The sequence below is a fragment of the Pseudomonas sp. GM17 genome (genome assembly GCF_000282175.2).
GTDB classification, from domain to species: Bacteria; Pseudomonadota; Gammaproteobacteria; order Pseudomonadales; family Pseudomonadaceae; genus Aquipseudomonas; species Aquipseudomonas chlororaphis.
The window spans coordinates 6,808,050-6,830,703 of the sequence record NZ_CP124732.1; the positions used below are offsets into that span (position 1 = coordinate 6,808,050).

The following is a 22,654-nucleotide window of genomic DNA, read 5'->3' on the forward strand; positions in this document are numbered from 1 at the left end:
CGGCATGCCCCGTGCCCTGCTTGCGCTGTTGATGCTGGTCGCCCTGCCGCTATGGGCCGCCGAACCCCGTGACCTGGCCTGGTCGGAAATGATTCCGCCGGACGCGCCGGCGGAGGTGCCGAACATGCAGCCGCTGCACGACCTGTCGCAGATGAGCGATGCCCTGGCCGCCGAGTCCGCCCCGGCAGCCAAGCAGGACATGCCCAACGCTCCGGTGGTGCAGAGCCTGGACGGCCTGTCGGTGCGTCTGCCCGGCTACATCGTGCCGCTGGAAGTCAGCGAGGAAGGCCGCACCACGGAGTTTCTGCTGGTGCCGTATTTCGGCGCCTGCATCCACGTGCCGCCACCGCCGTCGAACCAGATAGTGCATGTGAAAAGCGCCGTCGGCGTGAAGCTCGACGAGCTGTATCAGCCGTACTGGATCGAGGGGCCGATGCAGGTCAAGGCGTCCACCAGCGACATCGCCGACGCGGGTTACCAGATGGAGGCAGAGAAAATTTACATGTACGAATTGCAGGAGTGAAACCGCGTTTTTCGCAGTGCCATTCATGACCTCATCGCAAGCAAGCCTGCGCCCACAAAACAGCACAGTTCCCTGTAGCCGCACGTTTGCCCGCGATCAGTTGCACAGCGTACACAACACCCGCAGTTCCACTGCCTCCACGCTGATCCGGTTTTCATTGAGCTGAGTCAAAGCCTGTTCCTTGACGATCCTTACCATTGGACCTAGCCAACTCGAATCGTCCTTTGGAGCTCCCATGCACAAGTCCCTGCTCAGCGCCTCCCTGTTCGCGCTCGCGCTCGCCGCCCCGATCGCCCACGCCCACGAAGCCGGCGACATCATCGTTCGCGCCGGTGCCATCACCGTCAATCCGAAAGCCGACAGCGGTGACGTCAAGGTCGACCGCGGTCCATTGGCCGGTGCCAACCTCGGCGGCAAGGCGACCATGAGCAGCGACACCCAGCTGGGCCTGAACTTCGCCTACATGCTGACCAACAACGTCGGTATCGAACTGCTCGCGGCCACCCCGTTCGAGCATGACGTCAAGCTCAAGGGCACCTCGCTGGACGCCGCCAACGGCAAGCTCGGTACTCTCAAGCACCTGCCGCCGACCCTGAGCGTCGTGTACTACCCGCTGGACCACAAGGCCGCCTTCCAGCCTTACGTCGGTGCCGGCATCAACTACACCTGGATCTATGACGAGCACGTCGGCAGCCGCGCCAGCGCCGCCGGTTTCGACAACTTCCGGGCGAAGAACTCCTGGGGCCTGGCCTGGCAGGTCGGTGCCGACTACATGCTGACCGACAACGTGATGATCAACGCCCAGGTGCGCTACGTCGACATCGACACCACCGCCTACGTGAACAACAACGCGGTCGCCGGCGGCACCCGGGCCAAGGTCGACGTGGACGTCGATCCATGGGTCTACATGGTCGGCCTGGGCTACAAGTTCTAAATCGGCCAGACAAAAAAAGGCGCCTGCAAAGGCGCCTTTTTTCATCGCTGGGGAAAGCTCAGCGGCCCAGCAAACGTGCCAGCCCGACGCTCATCGGCGTCGGTTCGGGGAGCTTGAAGCGCTGCAACAGGCGCTGGTTGTTCGCCCGCGAATGGCGAATGTCCCCGGAGCGCGCCGGGCCGTAGCTGATCGGTGGCAACTGCCCTACCACCTCGCCCAGGACCTCGAGCAACTGCTTGAGGGTAGTGGCCTGGTTCAGGCCGACATTGACCGCGCCGACTTCCAGTTGCGGTGTTTCCAGGGACTGCACCAGCACGTCCACTAGGTCTTCGACATACATGAAGTCACGGGTTTGCTCGCCATCGCCAAATACGGTGATCGGCAGGCCTTTCTGCGCGCGCTCGCAAAAGATGCTGATGACCCCGGAGTACGGCGAGGATGGATCCTGGCGCGGCCCGAAGATGTTGAAGAAGCGGAAGATCGCCGGCTCCAGCCCGTGCTGGCGGCGATAGAAATCGAAGTAGTACTCGCTGGCCAGCTTGTCCGACGCATAGGGCGTCAGTGGTGCCTTGGGCGTGTCTTCGTCGATCGATTCGCCCTCGCCGTTGTTGCCATAAACCGCCGCGCTGGAAGCAAACAGCACGCGCTTGACGCCGGCCTGGCGCATGGCTTCGCAGACGTTGAGGGTGCCGATGAAGTTGCTCTGGTGGGTACGCACCGGGTCGTCCACCGAAGCCTGTACCGAAGCGACCGCCGCCAGGTGCGCCACCGCCTGGCAGCCGCTCATGGCCCGCGCCACCAGGGCCGCGTCGGCGACGTCGCCTTGGATCAGTTCGACCCGCGGGTTATCCAGCGGCAGGTTGCCGGGTTTACCCGTGGACAGATCGTCGAGGATCCGCACCGAGTAGCCCTTGGCGAGCAAAGCGTCGGTCAGGTGCGAACCGATGAAGCCGGCACCGCCGGTGATCAAGATTGGGCCATCAGCCATGACGATAAAACCTATCCAGTAGAGCCGGGAGTGCCGCGCGCCAGGCGCGAGGCTTGATCCCGAAGGTGTGCAGAATTTTTTTGCAGGCCAGCACCGCGTGCTGCGGTTCTTCGGCAGCGTCCGGCCGGGCGGCGTGGGCCTGGGCGGTCGGCGCTTCGATGGCCAGCGGATGCAGGCTGCGGGCCTCGGTGAGGATCGCCTGGCCCAGCGCCAGCGGCGTGGTCGCCTCATGGCCGGCGTAGTGGTAAGTGCCCCACAGCGGCGCGGCGCAATCGAGTTGCTTGAGCACGGAGATGATCACCCGGGCGGCATCGTCCACTGGCGTCGGGTTGCCCCGACGGTCGTCGGCCAGCAGCAGCTCTTCGGGTTGCTCGGCACGGGCCAGGAAACGCCCCAGGGTGCCTTCGGCGCTATCGTCCAGCAGCCAGCCGAAACGCAGCAGCACATGCTGCGGGCAGGTGGCGCGCACATTTTGCTCGATCCGCCACAAGGCCTGGCCACGCAGGCCCAGCGGTACCGGTTCGTCCTTTTCGCTGTAGGCGGTGGCCCGCGAACCGTCGAACACCCGGTAGCTGGAAGGCTGCAGAAGAATGATGTTGTGATGCTGGCACAGCTCGGAAAGCCGCTCGACCGCCCGTTCCTGGCCAGCCAGGCGTGCCTCGGGGACACTCTCCGCCTGGAACCAGTCGAAGTAGTACGCAAGGTTGATCAAGGCATCCGGGCGGGTGTCGTCGAGCAGTTGCGTCAGGCTCGCGGCATCCCAGCCGTCTTGCGGCGGACGGGGGGCGAGGAAACCGATGTCTTCCTCCGCACCGAGGCGAATCAGCGCCTGCCCAAGGGCATTTCCGCCGCCCAGTAACATAAGGCGCATTCGCATAGAGTCAGCAGGCCCAATCTGTTCGGAACGATGGTTTGAATCGGCCAGACCCGCGGGTTTGGCCATGAATATTGCTCAGAATCGTTGCATTTTGCGGGTTTCCGGCGCAACCGTCACTGAGAAAGTGTAGAGCAACAAAGCACACAGCCCTTCAGGGCTGCTGCCGCCAGCGGCGACAAGGCAGGCTTGCAACTTCACTCCGGCGGTCGCATAACGTTGTGCATGAACCTTCCCCAGATCCCCGCCAACGCCCTGCCGGGTTTTCATCCCGCGGTCAGCGCCTGGTTCGACAGCTGCTTCCCGGCGGCGACCGCCGCCCAGGCCCGGGCCTGGCCGCTGATCCGCCAGCGCCGCTCGACGCTGATCGCCGCGCCCACCGGCTCGGGCAAGACCCTGACCGCCTTCCTCGCGGTGATCGACGAGCTGGTTCATCGTGGCCTGGAAAACGGCGGCACGCTGCCGGAACAGACCCTGGTGGTCTACGTCTCGCCACTCAAGGCTTTGAGCAACGATATCCAGATCAACCTGCAGGACCCGCTGGCCGGGATCACCGCGCAACTCGAACGCATGGGCCTGCCGCAACTGCGCATCAGCACCGCGGTGCGCACCGGCGACACCCCGCAGAAAGACCGCAGCGCCATGCGCAAAAGCGCGCCGCACATCCTGGTGACCACCCCCGAATCGCTGTATGTGCTGCTGGGCTCGGCCTCCGGCCGGCAGATGCTGGCCAGCACGCGCACGGTGATAGTCGACGAGATCCACGCCATCGCCGCCAGCAAACGCGGCAGCCATCTGGCGTTGAGCCTGGAGCGCCTGCAAGCGCTCTGCGCCGAGCCGCTGACGCGCATCGGCCTGTCGGCCACGCAGAAACCCATCGAAGCGGTGTCGCGTTTCCTGGTCGGCCATGAACGCCCCTGCGAGATCGTCGACATCGGCCACGCTCGCCCCCGGGACCTGGCCATCGAAGTGCCGCCCGTGCCGCTGTCGGCGGTGATGGCCAACGACGTCTGGGAACGGGTCTACGAACGTATCGCCGAACTGGCGCGGGAGCACCGTACCACCCTGGTGTTCGTCAACACCCGGCGCCTGGCCGAACGCCTGAGCCGCCACCTCAGCGAACGCCTGGGCAAGGACGCGGTGGCCGCCCACCATGGCAGCCTGGCCAAGGAGTTTCGCCTGGACGCCGAACAGCGTCTCAAGCGCGGCGACCTGCAAATACTGATCGCCACCGCCTCGCTGGAGCTGGGCATCGATATCGGCGATGTCGACCTGGTGTGCCAGATCGGCTCGCCGCGTTCGATCTCGGCCTTTCTGCAAAGGGTTGGGCGCTCCGGGCACCAGGTCGGCGGCACGCCCAAGGGCCGCCTGTTCGCCCTGACCCGCGACGACCTGATCGAATGCGCCGCCCTGCTCGACTGCGTGCATCGCGGCGAACTCGACACCCTGCAGATCCCCAGGGCGCCGCTGGATGTGCTGGCGCAGCAGATCGTCGCCGAAGTCAGCAACCAAGAATGGCAGGAGCAGCCGCTGCTGGAAATGATCCGTCGCGCCTCGCCCTACAGCGACCTCGACGAAGGACATTTCCAGGCGCTGCTGCGCATGCTCGCCGAGGGTTACAACGGGCGTCAGGGCATGCGCAGCGCTTATCTGCATCGCGACGCCGTCAACCGCAGCCTGCGCGGTCGGCGGGGCAGCCAGCTGACGGCAGTGACCAGTGGCGGCACCATCCCCGACAACGCCGACTACAGCGTGCTGTTGGAGCCCCAGGCGCTGAATATCGGCAGCGTCAACGAAGACTTCGCGGTGGAAAGCATCGCCGGCGATGTGTTCCAGCTGGGCAATACCTCGTACCGCATCCTGCGGGTGGAAACCGGCCGGGTGCGGGTCGAGGACGCCCACGGCCAGCCGCCGACCATTCCGTTCTGGCTCGGCGAAGCCCCCGGGCGCAGCGCCGAACTGTCATTTGCCGTGGCGCGCCTGCTGGCCCGGCTCGACGAGTTGCTCGGCGCCCCCCCCGGCCAACTACAGCCCGCCCTCGACTGGCTGGGCGACAGCCTGGGCCTGGACGCCGCCAGCGCCGAACAACTGGTCGACTACCTGGCCCGCGCACGCCAGAGCCTGGGCGCGCTGCCGTCCCAGGACACGCTGATCATGGAGCGTTTTTTCGATGAGTCCGGCGGCACCCAACTGATCATCCACACGCCGTTCGGCAGCCGGATCAACCGCGCCTGGGGCCTGGCGCTGCGCAAGCGCTTCTGCCGCACCTTCAACTTCGAATTGCAGGCCGCCGCCAGCGAAGACGCCATCGTGCTGTCGCTGTCCACCGGCCACAGTTTCGAGCTCGACGACGTCTGGCGTTACCTGCACAGCAACAGCGCCGAACACATCCTGGTCCAGGCCGTGCTGGAGGCGCCGCTGTTCGGCGTGCGCTGGCGCTGGAATGCCGGGGTGGCCCTGGCGCTGCCGCGCTTTGTCGGCGGGCGCAAGGTAGCGCCGCAGATCCAGCGGATGAAAAGCGAAGACCTGATCGCCAGCGTGTTTCCCGACCAGATCGCCTGCCTGGAGAACCTCGCCGGCGAGCGGCAGATTCCCGATCACCCGCTGGTGGAACAGACCCTCGACGACTGCCTGCACGAAGCCATGGACAGCGAGGGCTGGCTGACGCTGTTGCGGCGCATGGAGCGCGGCGAGCTGCGCCTGATCAGCCGCGACCTGCCGGCGCCCTCGCCCCTGGCCGCGGAAATCCTCAGCGCCCGGCCCTACACCTTCCTCGACGACGCACCGCTGGAAGAGCGCCGCACCCAGGCCGTGCTCAGCCGCCGCTGGAGCGACCCCGAGTCCAGCGACGACCTCGGCGCCCTGGACGCCGAGGCCATCCAGTCGGTGCGCGAGGAAGCCTGGCCCGCCCCCGGCAACCCGGACGAAATGCATGAAGCGCTGATGAGCCTGGCCTGTATCGGCGAGGACGAAGTCCAGGCCAACCCGCGGTGGACCGACTGGCTGCAAACCCTGGCGGACAGCGGGCGCGCCAGCCGCTTGCAGATCGGCGGCGGACAAGCCCTGTGGCTGGCCATCGAGCGCCTGGGCTGCCTGCGGGCGATTTATCCACAGGCGCTGCTGCAACCGCTCCTCGAGGCGCCGCCCGGCTTCGATGAGCGATGGCAGCGCGATGAAGCGGTGGTCGAAGTGATTCGAGCCCGGCTCAGTGGCTTCGGCCCGTTGCCGCTGGAGAGCATCGCCATGCCCCTGGGCCTGAGCGCCAGCGAGGTCACCCAGGTCCTGGCGCAGCTGGAAGGCGAAGGTTATGTGCTGCGCGGCCGCTTCAGCCCCGGCGAGGCCCGGGAGGAATGGTGCGAACGGCATCTGCTGGCGCGGATTCATCGCTACACCGTCAAACGCCTGCGTCGGGAAATCGAACCGGTGTCGCTGCAGGACCTGATGCGTTTTCTGTTCGACTGGCAGCACCTGTCCAGCGCCACCCTGGGCCAGGGCAGTGCCATGCTGGCGCAGACGGTCGCCCAGTTCGAAGGCTATGCCGCCGCGGCCGGCGCCTGGGACAGCGACCTGCTGCCGGCGCGGATCAAGGATTACTCCGCCACCTGGCTGGATGAGCTGTGCCGCAACGGCAAGGTGGTCTGGAGCCGGCTCAGCGCGCCGCACAAAACCGCCAGCGCGACCCTGCGCAATACGCCGATCGTGCTGCTGCCGCGCAACCAGGTCGCGCTGTGGAGCGGGCTGGGCGCACAGCCCGACAGCAGCGCGCTGTCACCCAAGGCGCAGAAGGTCCATGAGGCCCTGAGCCAGCACGGCGCCTTGTTCTTCGATGAACTGCAGCATGAAGCCCATGTCCTGCGCACCGAGCTGGAGATCGCCCTGCAGGAACTGGTGGCCGCAGGGTGGGTGAATGCCGACAGTTTTGCCGGCCTGCGCGCCTTGATCACCCCGGCCAGCAAGCGTCTGGCCCGCAGCGGCCGACGCGGGCGCGGGGCCGTGGTCGGCGGCATGGACGATGCGGGGCGCTGGGCCCTGCTACGGCGTCCGTCGCCAGTACCGGAGGGCGTCGACAGTCATGGGCAGGCAACCCCACCGGCCACCCTGGAACACATCGCCATGACCCTGTTGCGGCGTTATGGCGTGGTGTTCTGGCGCCTGCTGGAGCGCGAGGCCGACTGGCTGCCGAGCTGGCGCGAACTGTTGCGCACCTTCCATCGGCTGGAGGCCCGCGGCGAAATTCGCGGCGGGCGTTTTGTCAGCGGCCTGGCCGGCGAGCAGTTCGCCCTGCCCGAGGCCATCGCCCTGTTGCGCGAAGTGCGCCGCCGCCCGCTGGATGGCAGCCTGATCGCGGTGTGTGGCGTCGACCCGCTGAACCTCGCCGGCACCTTGCTGCCCGGGCCGAAGGTTCCGGCCCTGGCCGGCAACCGGCTGGTGTACCGCGACGGCCTGCCCGCGGCCGCCGAGATCGCCGGCAAAGCGCATGTCTGGCTGGACCTTGAGCCGCAGGCCAGCCTTGAGCTGCGGACCCGGTTGATTCGCCACTGATATCGGGCCGCGGGCGGCCTGGTGCATCGCGTCGGCCTTATCGCGAGCAAGCTTCGCTCCTACAGAAGCGCAGTGATCGCGCTCAGCTCGATATTTGCCTTCAGGTCAAATATCAAATACCGGAACCGCTATTTTTCCGCACGATTCAAATCCGGACACTGCGCTCCATTGTCAAATCCACCGGAGTTGCAGCCATGCCCATTGCCTTGCTCGCGCTGACCCTCAGCGCCTTCGCCATCGGGACGACTGAGTTCGTCATCGTTGGCCTGTTACCCACCATCGGCGCCGACCTTGGCGTCAGCCTGCCGTCCGCCGGGCTGCTGGTCAGCCTGTACGCCCTGGGTGTCGCCGTCGGCGCGCCGGTGCTCACCGCGCTGACCGGCAAGGTCCCGCGCAAGCTGTTGCTGCTGTCGCTGATGGTGCTGTTCACCCTCGGCAACCTGCTGGCCTGGCAAGCGCCCAGCTATGAATCCCTGGTCCTGGCGCGAATCGTCACCGGCCTGGCCCATGGCGTGTTCTTCTCCATCGGCTCGACCATCGCCACCAGCCTGGTGCCCAAGGAAAAAGCCGCCAGCGCGATTGCCATCATGTTCACCGGCCTGACGGTGGCCCTGGTCACCGGCGTGCCGCTGGGGACCTTTATCGGCCAGCATTTCGGCTGGCGCGAAACCTTCCTCGCGGTATCCGCCCTGGGTGTGATCGCCTTTATCGGCAGCCTGGTCTACGTGCCGAAAAACATCGCTCACAGCAAACCAGCGTCCTTGCTGCAACAACTGCAAGTGCTGAAACAACCGCGCCTGCTGCTGGTGTACGCCATGACCGCGGTGGGCTACGGCGGCTCGTTCATCGCCTTCACCTTCCTCGCGCCGATTCTCCAGGGCATTTCCGGCTTCAGCGCCAGCACCGTCAGCCTGGTGCTGCTGGTCTACGGCCTCTCGGTCGCCGTAGGCAACATCTGGGGCGGCAAGCTGGCGGACAAGCGCGGCCCGATCAGCGCCTTGAAGATCATCTTCGCCCTGCTGGCCGGCGTGCTGTTCCTGCTCACCTTCACCGCCGGCAACCCGTGGCTGGCGCTGGCCACCGTACTGGTGTGGGGCGCCGTGGCCTTCGGCAACGTACCGGGCCTGCAGGTCTACGTGGTGCGCCAGGCCGAACACCACACCCCGCAAGCGGTAGACGTGGCCTCGGGCCTGAACATCGCCGCCTTCAACCTCGGCATCGCCGGCGGCGCCTGGGGCGGCGGCCTGATCGTCGCCCACCTGGGGCTGATCCACACCGCCTGGATCGGTGGCCTGGTGGTACTGGCCGCCCTGGCCCTGACCGCCTGGAGCGGCCGCCTGGATCGCCTCGGCCCGGTATACGCCGAGCCGGCCGAGGGGTCGAGCCGGGTGGTGGTCGGGCACTGAGCCCACCAGCAGGCCCCAACCAGAAAAGCGCAGCCCTGGCCGGCTAATGCCGATCAGTTAAACGATTGGCTCCCCTGTAGGAGCGAGGCTTGCCCGCGAACGCCACGCCGCGCAATGCCTGCTCCACCGCGTTGTCGTTCTTCGCGCGCAAGCTGCGCTTCTACAGGGTCGGCTCCTAGAGGATCGAAAACACCGTCCGTAGGAAGGTCGAAACTTTCCCGTCAGCCGGGCAGTCATCAAAAGACAGAGGTGGTTCGAAGGCCCCAAGACGGGAGCGGACATGGCGGCGATTCATATCGGTATTTCCGGCTGGCGCTACAAGCCCTGGCGTGGAGATTTCTACCCCGAGGGGCTGACGCACAAGCGCGAGCTGCAATTCGCTTCGCGCGCAGTCAACAGCATCGAAATCAACGGTTCGTTCTACGCGCTGCAGCCCCCCGAGCGTTATGCCGACTGGTATGCCGATACGCCCAAGGACTTCGTGTTCAGCGTCAAGACGCCGCGCTACATCGCCCATATCCTGCGGCTGCGGGATGTGCACAAGCCGATCGCCCACTTCTTCGCCTCGGGCGTGCTGGAGCTCAAGAACAAGCTCGGGCCGATCCTGTGGCAGTTTCCGCCAAGTTTTCAGTTCGACGCCGAGCTGTTCGGCGCCTTTCTTCAGCAACTGCCCGCCGATACCGAACAGGCCGCCACCCTCGCCCGCCAGCACGAACCACGCCTCAACGGCCACGCCAGCACCAAGGCCTACGGCAAAAAAGCCATGCGCCATGCCGTGGAAATTCGCCACGCAAGCTTTGCCGTGCCCGAATTCACTCATCTGCTGCGCCAGCACGGCGTGGCACTGGCGACGGCGCCCGGCGAGCCTGCCGCGCCCGGGGTGCTGCCATGAGCCATGACGAGTCGGCCAACAACCCGATACCGCCCGCGATCGGGCTCGCCGCCGCGCGCCGCTTCACGGTGCTGACGGTGAATACCCACAAGGGTTTCACCGCCCTGAACCGGCGCTTCATCCTGCCCGAGCTGCGCGAGGCGGTGCGCAGCGTGGCCGCCGACGTGGTGTTCCTGCAGGAGGTGCACGGCGCCCACGACCAGCACCCGCAGCGCTACAACAATTGGCCGAGCATGCCGCAATACGAATTCCTCGCCGACAGCATCTGGCCGCAGTTCGCCTATGGACGCAATGCGGTGTACCCGGCCGGCGACCACGGCAATGCGTTGCTCTCGAAATTCCAGATCATTCGCTACGACAACCTCGACATCTCCCTGTCCGGGCACGAGAGCCGCGGCCTGTTGCATTGCGTGCTGCGCCTGCCCGGCGATGCCCTGGAAGTGCACGCCATTTGCGTGCACCTGGGATTGCGCGAAAGCCATCGCCAGCAACAGCTGGATCTGCTGCTGCAACTGATCGCCGAGCTTCCCGCCGACGCGCCCTTGATCGTCGCCGGCGACTTCAACGACTGGCGGCTGCGCGCCGGTGCACAGCTCGCCCCCAGTGGCTTGCAGGAGGCCTTTGTCAGCCAGCACGGCAAACCGGCGCGCAGCTTCCCCGCGCGCCTGCCGCTGCTGCGGCTGGACCGGATCTACGTGCGTCACCTGAAAATCCACCGGCCCCAGGTACTGGACACCCATCCCTGGTCCCATCTCTCCGATCACGCACCGCTGTCGGTCGAGGTCGAGTTATGAACGACATGCCCCTGGAAAAAACCACGGTGGACCACCCGCCTGACGCGGGGCTGGCCCACGAACCGCTACGGATGGACCTCGAATACGGTTGGCACAGCAACAACCGGGTGGTGCTGCTGGAGAATGGCGAGGCGTATTTTCCCCGGGTGTTCGAAGTGCTGCGCCAGGCGCAGAACGAGATCCTGCTGGAGACCTTCATCCTCTTCGAGGACAAGGTCGGCCACGAGCTGCACCGTATCCTGATCGAGGCTGCACAGCGTGGCGTGCGGGTCATCGTCAGCCTGGACGGCTTCGGTTGCGGCGAATTGAGCACCGAGTTCCTTGCCGCCATGAGCAACGCCGGGGTGCGCTTGCAGATATTCGACCCGGCGCAGCCGATTTTCGGGGTGCGCACCAACTGGTTCCGCCGCCTGCATCGCAAGATCGTGGTGGTCGACGGCGCCATTGCCTTTGTCGGCGGGATTAATTTCTCCGCCGATCACCTGGCCGATTTCGGCCCCCAGGCCAAGCAGGATTACTCGGTAGAGATCCAGGGGCCGGCGGTGGTGGATATCCACCATTTCGCCCTGCTGCAAGGCGACCGCCCGGCCCGCGCCCGCTACTGGTGGCAACGCCGCCGGCAGCGCCGCGCGGAGCTGGCCCTGACCGACCATGACGGCCAGGTGCGCCTGGTCTATCGCGACAACCGCCAGCACCGCAGCGATATCGAAGAGGTCTACCGCCTGGTGCTGCGCGGGGCCCGCCAGCGGGTGGTGATCGCCAATGCCTACTTCTTCCCCGGCTATCGGCTGCTGCGCGAGATCCGCAACGCCGCGCGCCGTGGCGTCGAGGTGCGGCTGATCCTGCAGGGCGAGCCGGACATGCTGGTGGCCAGGCTGGCGGCACGCATGCTCTATGACTACCTGCTCAAGGACGGCGTGACCATCTACGAATATTGCGAACGGCCACTGCACGGCAAGGTGGCGCTGGTGGACGACGACTGGAGCACCGTGGGCTCGAGCAATCTCGACCCGCTGAGCCTGTCGCTGAACCTGGAGGCCAATGTGCTGATCCGCGACCGCGCATTCAATCGCGACCTGTTCGAGCGCCTCGACCGGCTCAGTCGCGACCACTGCCAGGCCATGCCGGCCAAGGGCTCCGGGCGCGGCCGCTTGTGGCGCCTGACCGTGGGTTTCCTGGTGTTTCACATCCTGCGTCACTTCCCGGCCTGGTCCGGCTGGCTGCCCGCCCACAAGCCACAATTGAAACCCTTCGGCCAGGCCGCCACCCCGCGGGAGTCGCCCCATGAGCCGCACTGACGCCCATGGCTCGACGCCCGCCGCGTCGCACTCCCGGTCGCGCTGGCAACGCCTGAAGAAACCGCTGACCATCGCCTTCTTCCTGCTGTTGATCGTGCTGTTCACCCTGCTGGCCCGGCGCATCGACTGGAGCGAAGTGCTCGGCACCCTGGCCGACTTCAAGGTGCGCACCCTGGTCATCGCCGCGGGCCTGACCCTGGCCAGCTTCCTGGTCTATGCCTGCTTCGACCTGATCGGTCGCACCTACATCCGGCAGAACCTCGGCTGGCGGCAGATCCTGCCGGTGGGGGTCATCAGCTACGCCTTCAACCTCAACCTCAGCGCCTGGGTCGGCGGGATCGCCATGCGCTACCGGCTGTATTCCAGGCTCGGGGTGAGCACCGGCAATATCGCCAAGATCCTCGGCCTGAGCCTGGCCACCAACTGGTTCGGCTACATGGCCCTGGCCGGCGCGGTATTCGCCAGTGGCCTGATGAAGTTGCCGCCCGGCTGGCAACTCAGCAACGGCGCGTTGCAGGGGGTGGGCGTCCTGCTGCTGGTGCTGGGTGTGGGTTACCTGGCGGCCTGTCGGTTTTCCCGACGGCGCGAGTGGTCGATACACGGGGTCGAGATCAACTTGCCCTCGTTGCACATGGCCTTGCTGCAACTGGCCCTGGGCGCACTCAACTGGTCGCTGATGGCAGCGGTGATCTTTACCCTGCTGCCCAGCAAGCTCGATTATCCGGTGGTGCTCGGGGTGCTGCTGATCAGCAGCATCGCCGGGGTCATCACCCATATTCCGGCGGGGCTCGGGGTGTTGGAGGCGGTGTTTATCGCCCTGCTGCAACATGAGGTGTCCCGCGGCAGCCTGCTGGCCGGGTTGATCGCCTACCGGGCGATCTACTTCATCCTGCCGCTGCTGATCGCGCTGCTGATGTACCTGGTGGTGGAGGCCAGGGCCAAGGCGTTGCGCGTGGAGAAGAATCCGCGCAAAGGCAGCTGAGGCTATCGCGCACGCGCGCGTTCCTCTCCAGGAGCGAGCTTGCGCGCCTCATTCAACCAGCGCTTGCGACTATCGCGACTGAATGATGCTCAAGCGTTCTCCCACCACCATTTCCGTGATCCAGTCCACCAGGATCGAGGTGTAGGCCTGCTGCGACACGGGATCGCTCAGGGCATGGTCAGCGCCGTCGATGATCCGGTGGGTCATGGAATGGGTCTGCTGGCAGGCCGCGCGGTAGCTCATGAACGTGGCGTGGGGCACATGCTCGTCGTTTTCCGATTCCACCAGCAGCACATCCCCGGTGAACGTCGAACAGGCATGCAGCGCCCGGTTGCTGTCGGCACGCACCAGTCTGCTGCGGTAATCCAGCAGGTCGGCCTTGTCCAGGTCACGCTTGGGGCTGTTCCAGGCTTCGTCGCGGTACAGCGCCGGCACCCGCAATGCCAGCCAGCGCACCGGTCGCAGCGAGGTCAGGATGCTCGCCAGGTAGCCGCCATAACTGGTGCCCACCACTGCAATCGCCGAGGTGTCGAGAGCCGGATGGGCCAGCAGGCGGTCATAGGCCGCCAACAGGTCGCGCAGGTTGTCTTCGCGGGTCACCCGGTTCAGCGGGATGCCGCTGCCGGCATGGCCCCGCAGGTCGAAGGTCAGGCACACGCAACCCAGCCCGGCGATGCCGCGGGCGCGGTCCAGGTCGCGCTCCTGGCTCCCACCCCAGCCGTGGACAAACAGTACGCCAGGGACTTTCGACTTGGGGCTGAGGAAAGTCCCGCGCATCTGCTCGTCATCGATGTCGATTTGAATGCTTTCGCTTCTAGCCGTCATAGGATTGGACCGTTACATATTTGAGAAGAAAGTCACTGTGTTCCGCGGGCCCGCGATAGACCTCGATGGCATCGGCCGGCAAGGGCCGGTCGACATAGGTTTCCACCGCGGACACACGAATCGCGCGCATGTCCGGATGATCGATAAAGGCCTGCAAAGCCGCCACTTCGGCGCTGCTGGCACCGCCCATGCGCCACGATTGTTCGAGTACGCCGCTGCGCTGCCGGCCTTCGGCGTCCAGGCCCTGGGCGATGTCGTAGTTGCGCCGGGAGGCGAAGAATCGGGGATAGGCCTCATCGGCGGCGGCGTCGAAAACCCGCGCCTGTTGCACCGCCAGGCGCACTTGCTGCGGCAGTTGCAGCGCCAGCAACTCAGGGTAGCCACCCTGCACCACCAACAGCTCGGAACCGCCGTAGACCTGCTCGCTGTCGGAGTCTTCGGTCAGGTACTGCTGGCCGCAGTAACTGAGGACGTGGCCGGCGATAAAGGACTGGCCGACGCTGTAGGTGGCCACCTGTTGCAGATCCTGCTCCAGGACCACGCCTTGATTGAACTGCCGGGCGACGTCCGGTTGCGCCAGCATCTCGTCGAAGCGCTCCAGGCTCTCGATCACCTGCTGGCCGCGACCGGCGCAGGCATGGATCGGTTTCATGCGGATCGGCCCGCTGTAAAGCAAATGACTGGCCGCTGGCCGGGCGTCATTCAGGGAAAACACGCTCAGGCCGTCCAGCACCACATTGCGCACCCGCTGGGAGAACAGCGGCGCCCAGCCCGGCGGGGCCACGGCGTTCCTGTTCAACAGACCATGGGTAATGGCCTTGGTGCAGATAAAGTCATGCTCGACATACCCGCCCCACAGGTCGTCCGGCCCCTTGAGCCGCAATTGCCGGGCCGCGGCGGGGCCGACGATGGTCTGCGTCGGCAACAGGTACAGCTCGTCCTGGCCATGCACGAGCGGGTCGTAGTCACCGGCGAACTGCAACCCGAGGATTTGCGCCAGCCAGCGAGCCAGCGCGCGATTGGTCTCCACGACATGCTGCGAGGCCCCCGGATGGACCGAGTGGGCGACCACCCGTTTCTTGCGTTGCGTCGGGGTCATGCGTCCCCCTTCGTCATCGGCGTGATGAATGTACAAGACAGGGTGCAGGGATCACGCCAAGGCCAGGGGGAAGCCGAATGCCCCCATGGAATAAGCGCTCCAGGCCATCGCTGCTGGCATTGCGCCTGTTTTATTTTGCACGATCGGCCGGCGACGCCCGGTATTTTGCACGACCCGCGGGGTCAGCCCTGCCCGGCCCGCGCCGGCGGTGTCACGCCGAAACGCGCGCGATACTCGCTGGGCGCAAGCCCGGTGATCTTCTTGAAGGTGGCGCGGAACGCCCCCGGGTCCTGGTAACCGACCGTCCAGGCGATATGGTCGATGGTGCCGTTGGTGAACTCGAGCATTTCCCGTGCCTTGCCTACCCGCAAGTGCTGGCAATATTCGGTGGGTTTGAGCCCGGTTGCGGTCCGAAAGCGCCGCAGGAAGGTGCGCTCCTCCAGCCCGGCCTGCTGTGCCATGACGGCGAGGGAAACGTCCACCGCGCCATTGGCCTGCAGCCAGTGCTGCACCTTGAGGATCGCCGCGTCGCCATGGCCTAGGATCGGCGCGAAGTTACTGCCGCACTGGCTGGCGCTGTCGCTGTGTTCGATCACCAGGAAACGCGCGGTGCCGCTGGCGATGCTCGGGCCCAGCAGGCGGTCGACCATGCGCAGCCCCAGCTCGGACCAGGCCATCAGGCCGGCGGTGGTGATCAGGTCGCCGTCGTCGACGATCGGCTTGTCGGCGTTCAGGCGGATGTTCGGGTAGCGCTCGGCGAACTGCTTCGCCGAGCTCCAGTGAGTGGTGGCGCTGCGGCCGTCGAGCAGGCCGCTTTCGGCCAGCAGGATCGAACCGACACAGACCCCGCCCAGGGTCGCGCCATTGGCATGCTGCTGGCGCAGCCATTGGATCAGCGCCTGCGGTGCCTGCGCCTGGGAAAAACCGGCCACCGAGGGTGGGATCAGCACCGCCAGCAATGGACCGTCAGCACCCGAGTGACTGTCGTACACCCGTACGGGCGCCTGGTCGGCCTGGGCCTGCCAGTGGCTGATGCGCAGCAGCGGCAACTGTGTGCTGCGCTGTTCGGCGGCAATGCGGTTGGCGACCTCGAACAGGTCGGTCAAGCCATGCACCGCGGCCATCTGTGCGCCGGGATAGATCAGCACGCCCAGTTCGGCGACTGCGCTTTCCATACCCATTGTCAGTTTTCCCCCTTCTATTGTCGGTGCGGCCAATCCTCGACCGGCCCGCCGGAGCCAATACTGGACTCCACAGCCAACCACTACTTCAGAGGAAACACCCATGGCCAAGCAAGCGCTCATCGTAGTCGATATCCAGAACGACTACTTCCCCAACGGCAAGTGGCCCCTGGTCGGCGCCGAAGCCGCCGCCGACAACGCCGCGCGGCTGATCCAGGCCTTCCGCGACAGCGGCCAGCAGGTGGTGCACATCCGCCACGAATTCACCTCCGACAGCGCACCGTTCTTCACCCCCGGCTCCAGCGGCGCGCAACTGCATCCGAAGGTCAGCAACCGCGCCGACGAGCCGGTGGTGCTCAAGCACTTCGTCAACTCGTTCCGCGAAACCGAGCTCAAGGCCATTCTTGACCAGCACGGCATCGAACAACTGGTGGTGGTCGGCAGCATGAGCCACATGTGCATCGACGGCGTCACCCGCGCCGCCGCCGACCTGGGTTACGACGTCACGGTGATCCATGACGCCTGTGCCACCCGCGACCTCGAATTCAATGGTGTGGTAGTGCCGGCGGCCCAGGTGCATGCCGCGTTCATGTCGTCCCTGGGGTTCGCCTACGCCAGCCTGGTGTCCACCGATGAGTTTCTGGCGGGCAGCCGTTGACTCTGCCAGGCAGCACCTTGCTGGGGACCTCGTCCCCAGCACCGAATTCGCGATAGATGGAAAGCAAAAAGCCCGTAGCGTTTACGCGCTACGGGCTTTCTTCATGCCGTTGCCAAGAGGGCTCTCTTAGAACGGAATATCGTCATCGAAGCTGTCATTGAAGTTCTGCGCCGGCTGCGGCGAGGACTGCTGAGGCGCTGGACGCGATTCGCGTTGTGGCGCCTGCGAAGGCTGCGGACGCGACTGCTGCGGACGTGGCGCGGAGTTGCCCATGCCCTGGCCCTGGTCGCCCTGAGGACGGCCGCCCAGCAGCTGCATGGTGCCCTGCATGTCGACGATGATTTCAGTGGTGTAACGCTTGATGCCGTCTTTTTCCCACTCGCGGGTCTGCAGCTTGCCTTCGATGTAGACCTGCGAACCTTTGCGCAGGTACTCACCGGCGATTTCCGCAACCTTGCCGAACATCGACACACGGTGCCACTCGGTCTTCTCGACCTTCTGGCCGGTCTGCTTGTCGGTCCATTGTTCGCTGGTGGCCAGACTCAGGTTGGTCACGGCGTTACCGTTAGGCAGGTAGCGAACTTCAGGATCCTGGCCGCAAGTGCCGACCAATATGACTTTGTTAACCCCACGGGCCATAACGTTCTCCTAGGCTTCGCACGCCGATCGGGCTGGGTTGACCAGCTGCTCGAGGGTCGCGCGATCCAATAATTCGGTGTCCAATTTGATGTAAATGGCGGCTTCTTCGGCCACCATCACTGCATCTGTTACCCCAACAACGGCCTTCAGGCGCTCGACCAGACCGGCTTCGCGGATCGCTTCGGGCGATAACGGCAAGCGCAGGCTCGTCACGTAAGGTGGTTCGCGCATGGTAACAGCAAAGGCCAGCCAGAGTGCAGCCAACCCTGCGCAACCCAGGAATACAACCGACAAACCGCCATGCTGGAACAACCAGCCGCCGAGAATGCCGCCCAGCGCCGAACCGAGGAACTGGCTGGTGGAGTAGACCCCCATGGCCGTGCCCTTGCCGCCGGCCGGTGAAACCTTGCTGATCAGCGACGGCAGCGAAGCTTCCAGCAGGTTGAACGCGGTGAAGAACACCACCGTGCCGATCACCAGCGCCTGCAGGCTGTCGCCGAACTCCCAGAAGAATAGCTCGGTGAGCAGCAGCGTACTGACCGCGCCCAGCAGAACTCGTTTCATTTTGCGTTTCTTCTCGCCGTAGATGATGAACGGGATCATGGCGAAGAAGGAGATCAACAGCGCGGTGAGGTAGACCCACCAGTGCTGTTCCTTGGGCAGGCCGGCTTTTTCCACCAGGGCCAGCGGCAAGGCGACGAAGCTCGACATCAGCATCGCGTGCAACACGAAGATACCAAGATCCAGGCGCAGCAGGTCCGGGTGCTTGAGCGTCGGCAACAGGGCCTGGCGCGCGACCCCGGATTCGCGGTGCTGCAACGGGCCGGTCGAGTGCGGCACCATGAAGGCGACGATGAAAATGCCCAGCAACGCCATGCCGCCGGTGGCGAAAAACAGCCCGGGCAAGCCGAAAGCGCGGGTCATCAGCGGGCCGGCCACCATGGCCACGGCAAAGGACAGGCCGATGGTCATGCCGATCATGGCCATGGCCTTGGTCCGGTGCTGCTCGCGGGTCAGGTCCGACAACAGCGCCATGACCGCCGCGGAAATCGCCCCGGCGCCCTGCAGGATGCGCCCGGCGATCACGCCCCAGATCGAATCGGCGTTGGCCGCCAGCACACTGCCCAGGGCAAAGACGATCAGCCCCAGGTAAATCACCGGACGACGGCCGATGCGGTCGGAAATGATCCCGAACGGGATCTGGAAAATCGCCTGGGTCAGGCCGTAAGCGCCGATCGCCAATCCAATCAGGGCCGGGGTCGCTCCCGCCAGGTCCATCCCATAGGTCGCCAGGACCGGCAACACCATGAACATGCCAAGCATACGGAAGGCGAACACCAGGGCCAGACCGCTTGCCGCGCGGGTCTCGGCGCCACTCATGCGCTCGCTGTGGGGATCATGCATGGAAAAACCTCGTGTGAACCGGCGGCGATTCTACCAGTCCGATCGATTGACGGGGTATATGGCGACGCTTTGCCGCGCAGGTTTCATCTACGGCTGCACAGACCTCATTTGATAGTGTGCATCCATCCAGTATTTGCCCTTATACTCCTACGTTTTCGACGCCCGCCGAGCGAGGCCACTTTGGACAAGATCCTGATTCGTGGGGCCCGAACCCACAACCTGAAGAACATCGACCTGACCCTGCCACGGGACAAACTGATCGTCATCACCGGCCTGTCCGGATCCGGCAAATCGTCCCTGGCGTTCGATACGCTGTACGCCGAAGGGCAGCGCCGTTATGTCGAGTCGCTGTCGGCCTATGCCCGGCAATTCCTGTCGATGATGGAAAAACCCGACGTCGACACCATCGAAGGTTTGTCGCCGGCAATTTCCATCGAGCAGAAATCCACCTCGCACAACCCGCGCTCCACCGTGGGCACCATCACCGAGATCTACGACTACCTGCGCCTGCTGTATGCGCGCGTGGGTACGCCACGCTGCCCGGATCACGACATCCCGCTGGAAGCTCAGACCGTCAGCCAGATGGTCGACCTGGTGCTGGCCCAGCCGGAAGGCAGCAAGCTGATGCTGCTGGCGCCGGTGATTCGCGAGCGCAAGGGCGAGCACCTGTCGGTCTTCGAGGAACTGCGCGCCCAGGGCTTCGTCCGCGCCCGTGTCAACGGCAAGCTCTACGAGCTGGATGAGCTGCCGAAGCTGGATAAACAGAAGAAGCACTCGATCGATGTGGTGGTCGACCGCTTCAAGGTCCGCGCCGACCTGCAGCAGCGTCTGGCCGAGTCCTTCGAGACCGCGCTGAAGCTGGCCGACGGTATCGCCCTGGTGGCGCCGATGGACGACGAACCCGGTGAAGAAATCATCTTTTCCGCGCGCTTCGCCTGCCCGATCTGTGGCCATGCCATCAGCGAACTGGAACCCAAGCTGTTCTCCTTCAACAACCCGGCCGGTGCCTGCCCGACCTGCGATGGCCTGGGGGTCAAGCAGTTCTTCGACATCAAGCGCCTGGTCAATGGCGAGCTGACCCTGGCCGAAGGGGCGATTCGCGGCTGGGACAGGCGCAACGTCTATTACTTCCAGATGCTTGGCTCGCTGGCATCGCATTACGGCTTCAGCCTGGAAGTACCGTTCAACCAGCTGCCGGCCGACCAGCAGAAGGTCATTCTCAACGGCAGCGGCACGCAGAACGTCGACTTCAAGTACCTCAACGATCGTGGCGATATCGTCAAACGCTCCCACCCGTTCGAAGGCATAGTGCCGAACCTGGAACGCCGCTACCGCGAGACCGAGTCGGCCACCGTGCGTGAGGAGCTGGCCAAGTTCCTCAGCACCCAGCCGTGCCCGGATTGCCGCGGCACCCGCCTGCGTCGCGAAGCCCGCCACGTGTGGGTCGGCGAGAAGACGTTGCCGGCCGTTACCAGTCTGCCGATCGGCGATGCCACCGATTACTTCGGCACCCTGTCGCTAACCGGACGCCGTGGCGAGATTGCCGACAAGATCCTCAAGGAAATCCGCGAGCGCCTGCAGTTCCTGGTCAATGTCGGCCTGGATTACCTGACCCTGGATCGCAGCGCCGATACCCTGTCCGGCGGCGAAGCGCAGCGTATTCGTCTGGCCAGCCAGATCGGCGCCGGCCTGGTGGGGGTGATGTACATCCTCGACGAACCCTCCATCGGCCTGCACCAGCGCGACAACGATCGCTTGCTGGGCACCCTGAAACACCTGCGGGATATCGGCAATACGGTGATCGTGGTCGAACACGACGAGGACGCCATTCGCCTGGCCGACTATGTGGTGGACATCGGCCCGGGCGCTGGCGTGCATGGCGGACAGATCGTCGCCGAGGGCACTCCCGACGAGGTGATGTCCCATCCCGACTCGCTGACCGGCAAATACCTGTCAGGGCGCGTGAAAATCGCCGTGCCGGCCAAGCGTACGCCGCGTAACAAAAAGCTTTCACTGTCCCTAAAAGGGGCTCGCGGCAACAACTTGCGCAACGTCGATCTGGAGATTCCGATCGGCCTGCTGACCTGCGTGACCGGTGTCTCCGGCTCGGGCAAGTCGACCCTGATCAACAACACCCTGTTCCCCCTCAGCGCCACGGCGCTGAACGGCGCGACCACGCTGGAAGCCGCTGCGCACGACAGCATCAATGGCCTGCAGCACCTGGACAAGGTGGTGGATATCGATCAAAGCCCGATCGGTCGCACCCCGCGCTCCAACCCGGCGACCTACACCGGGCTGTTCACGCCGATCCGCGAACTGTTTGCCGGGGTACCCGAATCGCGCTCGCGCGGCTACGGTCCGGGCCGCTTCTCCTTCAACGTCAAGGGCGGACGCTGCGAAGCCTGCCAGGGCGACGGCCTGATCAAGGTGGAAATGCACTTCCTGCCGGACATCTACGTGCCGTGCGATGTGTGCAAGAGCAAGCGCTACAATCGCGAAACCCTTGAGATCAAGTACAAGGGCAAGAGCATCCACGAGGTCCTGGAAATGACCATCGAGGAAGCGCGGGAGTTCTTCGACCCGGTGCCGGCGCTGGCGCGCAAGCTGCAGACGCTGATGGACGTGGGGCTTTCCTACATCAAGCTGGGGCAGTCGGCGACGACCTTGTCCGGCGGTGAGGCGCAGCGGGTCAAGCTGTCTCGCGAGCTGTCCAAGCGTGACACCGGCAAGACCCTCTACATCCTCGACGAACCGACCACCGGCCTGCACTTTGCCGATATCCAACAGTTGCTGGACGTTCTGCATCGTCTGCGTGACCACGGCAACACCGTGGTGGTGATCGAGCACAACCTGGACGTGATCAAGACCGCCGACTGGCTGGTGGACCTGGGGCCGGAAGGCGGTTCCAAGGGCGGACAGATCATTGCCGAAGGTACGCCGGAGCAACTGGCAGAAATGCCGCAATCCCATACCGGCTACTACCTCAAGCCACTGCTGACCCGCGACCGGGCCTGAGCCCAATGAAAAAGCCCCGGCCATTGTGAAATGGCAGGGGCTTTTTTGTGCTCGTCAGTCCCGCATTTGCCTGCAGACGCGGGCTAGAACATCAGAACTGCGACTGCAGGTAGTTTTCCAGACCAATCGACTTGATCAGCCCCAACTGCTTTTCCAGCCAGTAGGTATGGTCTTCTTCGGTATCGGCCAACTGCACACGCAAGATGTCGCGGCTGACATAGTCCTTGTGCTTCTCGCACAGTTCGATGCCTTTGCACAGTGCAGCGCGGACCTTGTACTCCAGGCGCAGGTCGGCGGCGAACATGTCCGGCACGGTGGTACCGATATCCAGATCGTCAGGGCGCATGCGTGGCGTGCCCTCGAGCATCAGGATGCGACGCATCAATGCATCGGCATGTTGAGTCTCTTCTTCCATCTCGTGATTGATGCGCTCGTAGAGCTTGCTGAAGCCCCAGTCCTCATACATACGCGAGTGGATGAAATATTGGTCACGCGCCGCCAGTTCGCCCGTCAGCAACGTGTTGAGGTAATCGATTACGTCCGGGTGACCTTGCATCGCCCTACATCTCCCTGCTTGAAAGTCTGTATTTTGAACCAAGC

The 22,654-nt window shown here is 64.9% G+C and carries 17 protein-coding genes and 1 pseudogene; 10 read left to right on the forward strand and 8 right to left on the reverse strand.

All coding sequences use genetic code 11. From position 1 onward, the window contains the following. The first annotated feature begins 4 nt into the window (after positions 1 to 4). Both PMI20_RS30485 and PMI20_RS30490 read left to right on the forward strand, forming a co-directional pair. Entirely contained in the window at positions 5 to 523 is a 519-nt protein-coding gene (locus tag PMI20_RS30485; RefSeq protein ID WP_007924142.1) for a DUF3299 domain-containing protein, read from the forward strand. A 235-nt stretch (positions 524 to 758) separates the two neighbouring features. Then, positions 759 to 1,457: an OmpW/AlkL family protein gene (locus tag PMI20_RS30490; RefSeq protein WP_007924143.1), complete on the forward strand. Its 699-nt coding sequence runs from the start codon at positions 759 to 761 to the stop codon at positions 1,455 to 1,457. Between the two features lie 58 nt (positions 1,458 to 1,515). Here the strand turns inward: PMI20_RS30490 and pgnE are convergent, their stop codons facing one another. After that, positions 1,516 to 2,445, reverse strand: coding sequence for a UDP-N-acetylglucosamine epimerase PgnE (gene pgnE, locus PMI20_RS30495; RefSeq protein WP_007924144.1), 930 nt, complete (start codon positions 2,443 to 2,445; stop codon positions 1,516 to 1,518). Further along, complete coding sequence (locus PMI20_RS30500; protein ID WP_037034303.1) at positions 2,438 to 3,322, reverse strand: sugar nucleotide-binding protein; 885 nt, start codon at positions 3,320 to 3,322, stop codon at positions 2,438 to 2,440. The genes pgnE and PMI20_RS30500 overlap by 8 nt, the downstream gene beginning before the upstream one ends. A gap of 222 nt (positions 3,323 to 3,544) precedes the next feature. Between PMI20_RS30500 and PMI20_RS30505 the strand changes: the two genes are divergently transcribed. The 6 genes and pseudogenes from PMI20_RS30505 (at position 3,545) to PMI20_RS30530 (ending at position 13,233) form a co-directional block, all read left to right on the forward strand. Beyond that, positions 3,545 to 7,861 (forward strand): DEAD/DEAH box helicase, encoded by a 4,317-nt coding sequence (locus tag PMI20_RS30505; RefSeq protein ID WP_007924146.1) that lies wholly within the window; start codon positions 3,545 to 3,547, stop codon positions 7,859 to 7,861. Positions 7,862 to 8,055: 194 nt separating this feature from the next. Further along, entirely contained in the window at positions 8,056 to 9,267 is a 1,212-nt protein-coding gene (locus tag PMI20_RS30510) for an MFS transporter (RefSeq protein WP_007924147.1), read from the forward strand. A 280-nt stretch (positions 9,268 to 9,547) separates the two neighbouring features. Further along, positions 9,548 to 10,123, forward strand: a pseudogene (locus PMI20_RS30515) (DUF72 domain-containing protein); the annotation flags it as partial. Between the two features lie 32 nt (positions 10,124 to 10,155). Beyond that, the gene (locus PMI20_RS30520) at positions 10,156 to 10,953 is read left to right on the forward strand and encodes an endonuclease/exonuclease/phosphatase family protein (protein WP_007924151.1); all 798 of its coding nucleotides are present in this window, start codon (positions 10,156 to 10,158) and stop codon (positions 10,951 to 10,953) included. Further along, positions 10,950 to 12,251, forward strand: coding sequence for a cardiolipin synthase ClsB (gene clsB / locus PMI20_RS30525; protein ID WP_007924157.1), 1,302 nt, complete (start codon positions 10,950 to 10,952; stop codon positions 12,249 to 12,251). Before PMI20_RS30520 ends, clsB begins: the two co-directional genes overlap by 4 nt. Beyond that, positions 12,238 to 13,233, forward strand: a complete 996-nt coding sequence (locus tag PMI20_RS30530) for a lysylphosphatidylglycerol synthase domain-containing protein (protein ID WP_007924160.1) — start codon at positions 12,238 to 12,240, stop codon at positions 13,231 to 13,233. Before clsB ends, PMI20_RS30530 begins: the two co-directional genes overlap by 14 nt. Before the next feature lie 69 nt (positions 13,234 to 13,302). Here PMI20_RS30530 and PMI20_RS30535 read toward each other — a convergent pair whose 3' ends face one another. From PMI20_RS30535 to PMI20_RS30545, 3 genes are all read right to left on the reverse strand, one after another. Beyond that, entirely contained in the window at positions 13,303 to 14,058 is a 756-nt protein-coding gene (locus PMI20_RS30535; RefSeq protein WP_007924162.1) for an alpha/beta hydrolase family protein, read from the reverse strand. Continuing rightward, positions 14,048 to 15,157, reverse strand: coding sequence for a DUF3182 family protein (locus tag PMI20_RS30540; protein ID WP_007924164.1), 1,110 nt, complete (start codon positions 15,155 to 15,157; stop codon positions 14,048 to 14,050). Before PMI20_RS30540 ends, PMI20_RS30535 begins: the two co-directional genes overlap by 11 nt. A 182-nt stretch (positions 15,158 to 15,339) precedes the next feature. Beyond that, the gene (locus PMI20_RS30545) at positions 15,340 to 16,338 is read right to left on the reverse strand and encodes a GlxA family transcriptional regulator (protein WP_007924166.1); all 999 of its coding nucleotides are present in this window, start codon (positions 16,336 to 16,338) and stop codon (positions 15,340 to 15,342) included. 103 nt (positions 16,339 to 16,441) lie between these two features. Here PMI20_RS30545 and PMI20_RS30550 point away from each other — a divergent pair, with 103 nt between their 5' ends. After that, positions 16,442 to 16,996 (forward strand): cysteine hydrolase family protein, encoded by a 555-nt coding sequence (locus tag PMI20_RS30550; RefSeq protein WP_007924168.1) that lies wholly within the window; start codon positions 16,442 to 16,444, stop codon positions 16,994 to 16,996. Between the two features lie 126 nt (positions 16,997 to 17,122). On the opposite strand, the gene PMI20_RS30555 is transcribed toward PMI20_RS30550, so the two are convergent. Together PMI20_RS30555 and PMI20_RS30560 are read right to left on the reverse strand one after the other, a co-directional pair. Next, positions 17,123 to 17,635, reverse strand: a complete 513-nt coding sequence (locus tag PMI20_RS30555; RefSeq protein WP_007924170.1) for a single-stranded DNA-binding protein — start codon at positions 17,633 to 17,635, stop codon at positions 17,123 to 17,125. A gap of 9 nt (positions 17,636 to 17,644) precedes the next feature. After that, positions 17,645 to 19,039 (reverse strand): MFS transporter, encoded by a 1,395-nt coding sequence (locus PMI20_RS30560; protein ID WP_007924171.1) that lies wholly within the window; start codon positions 19,037 to 19,039, stop codon positions 17,645 to 17,647. A 180-nt stretch (positions 19,040 to 19,219) separates the two neighbouring features. Here PMI20_RS30560 and uvrA point away from each other — a divergent pair, with 180 nt between their 5' ends. Beyond that, complete coding sequence (gene uvrA, locus PMI20_RS30565) at positions 19,220 to 22,054, forward strand: excinuclease ABC subunit UvrA (protein WP_007924172.1); 2,835 nt, start codon at positions 19,220 to 19,222, stop codon at positions 22,052 to 22,054. A gap of 91 nt (positions 22,055 to 22,145) precedes the next feature. Here uvrA and bfr read toward each other — a convergent pair whose 3' ends face one another. After that, the gene (bfr, locus tag PMI20_RS30570; RefSeq protein WP_007924173.1) at positions 22,146 to 22,610 is read right to left on the reverse strand and encodes a bacterioferritin; all 465 of its coding nucleotides are present in this window, start codon (positions 22,608 to 22,610) and stop codon (positions 22,146 to 22,148) included. Positions 22,611 to 22,654 lie beyond the last annotated feature (44 nt).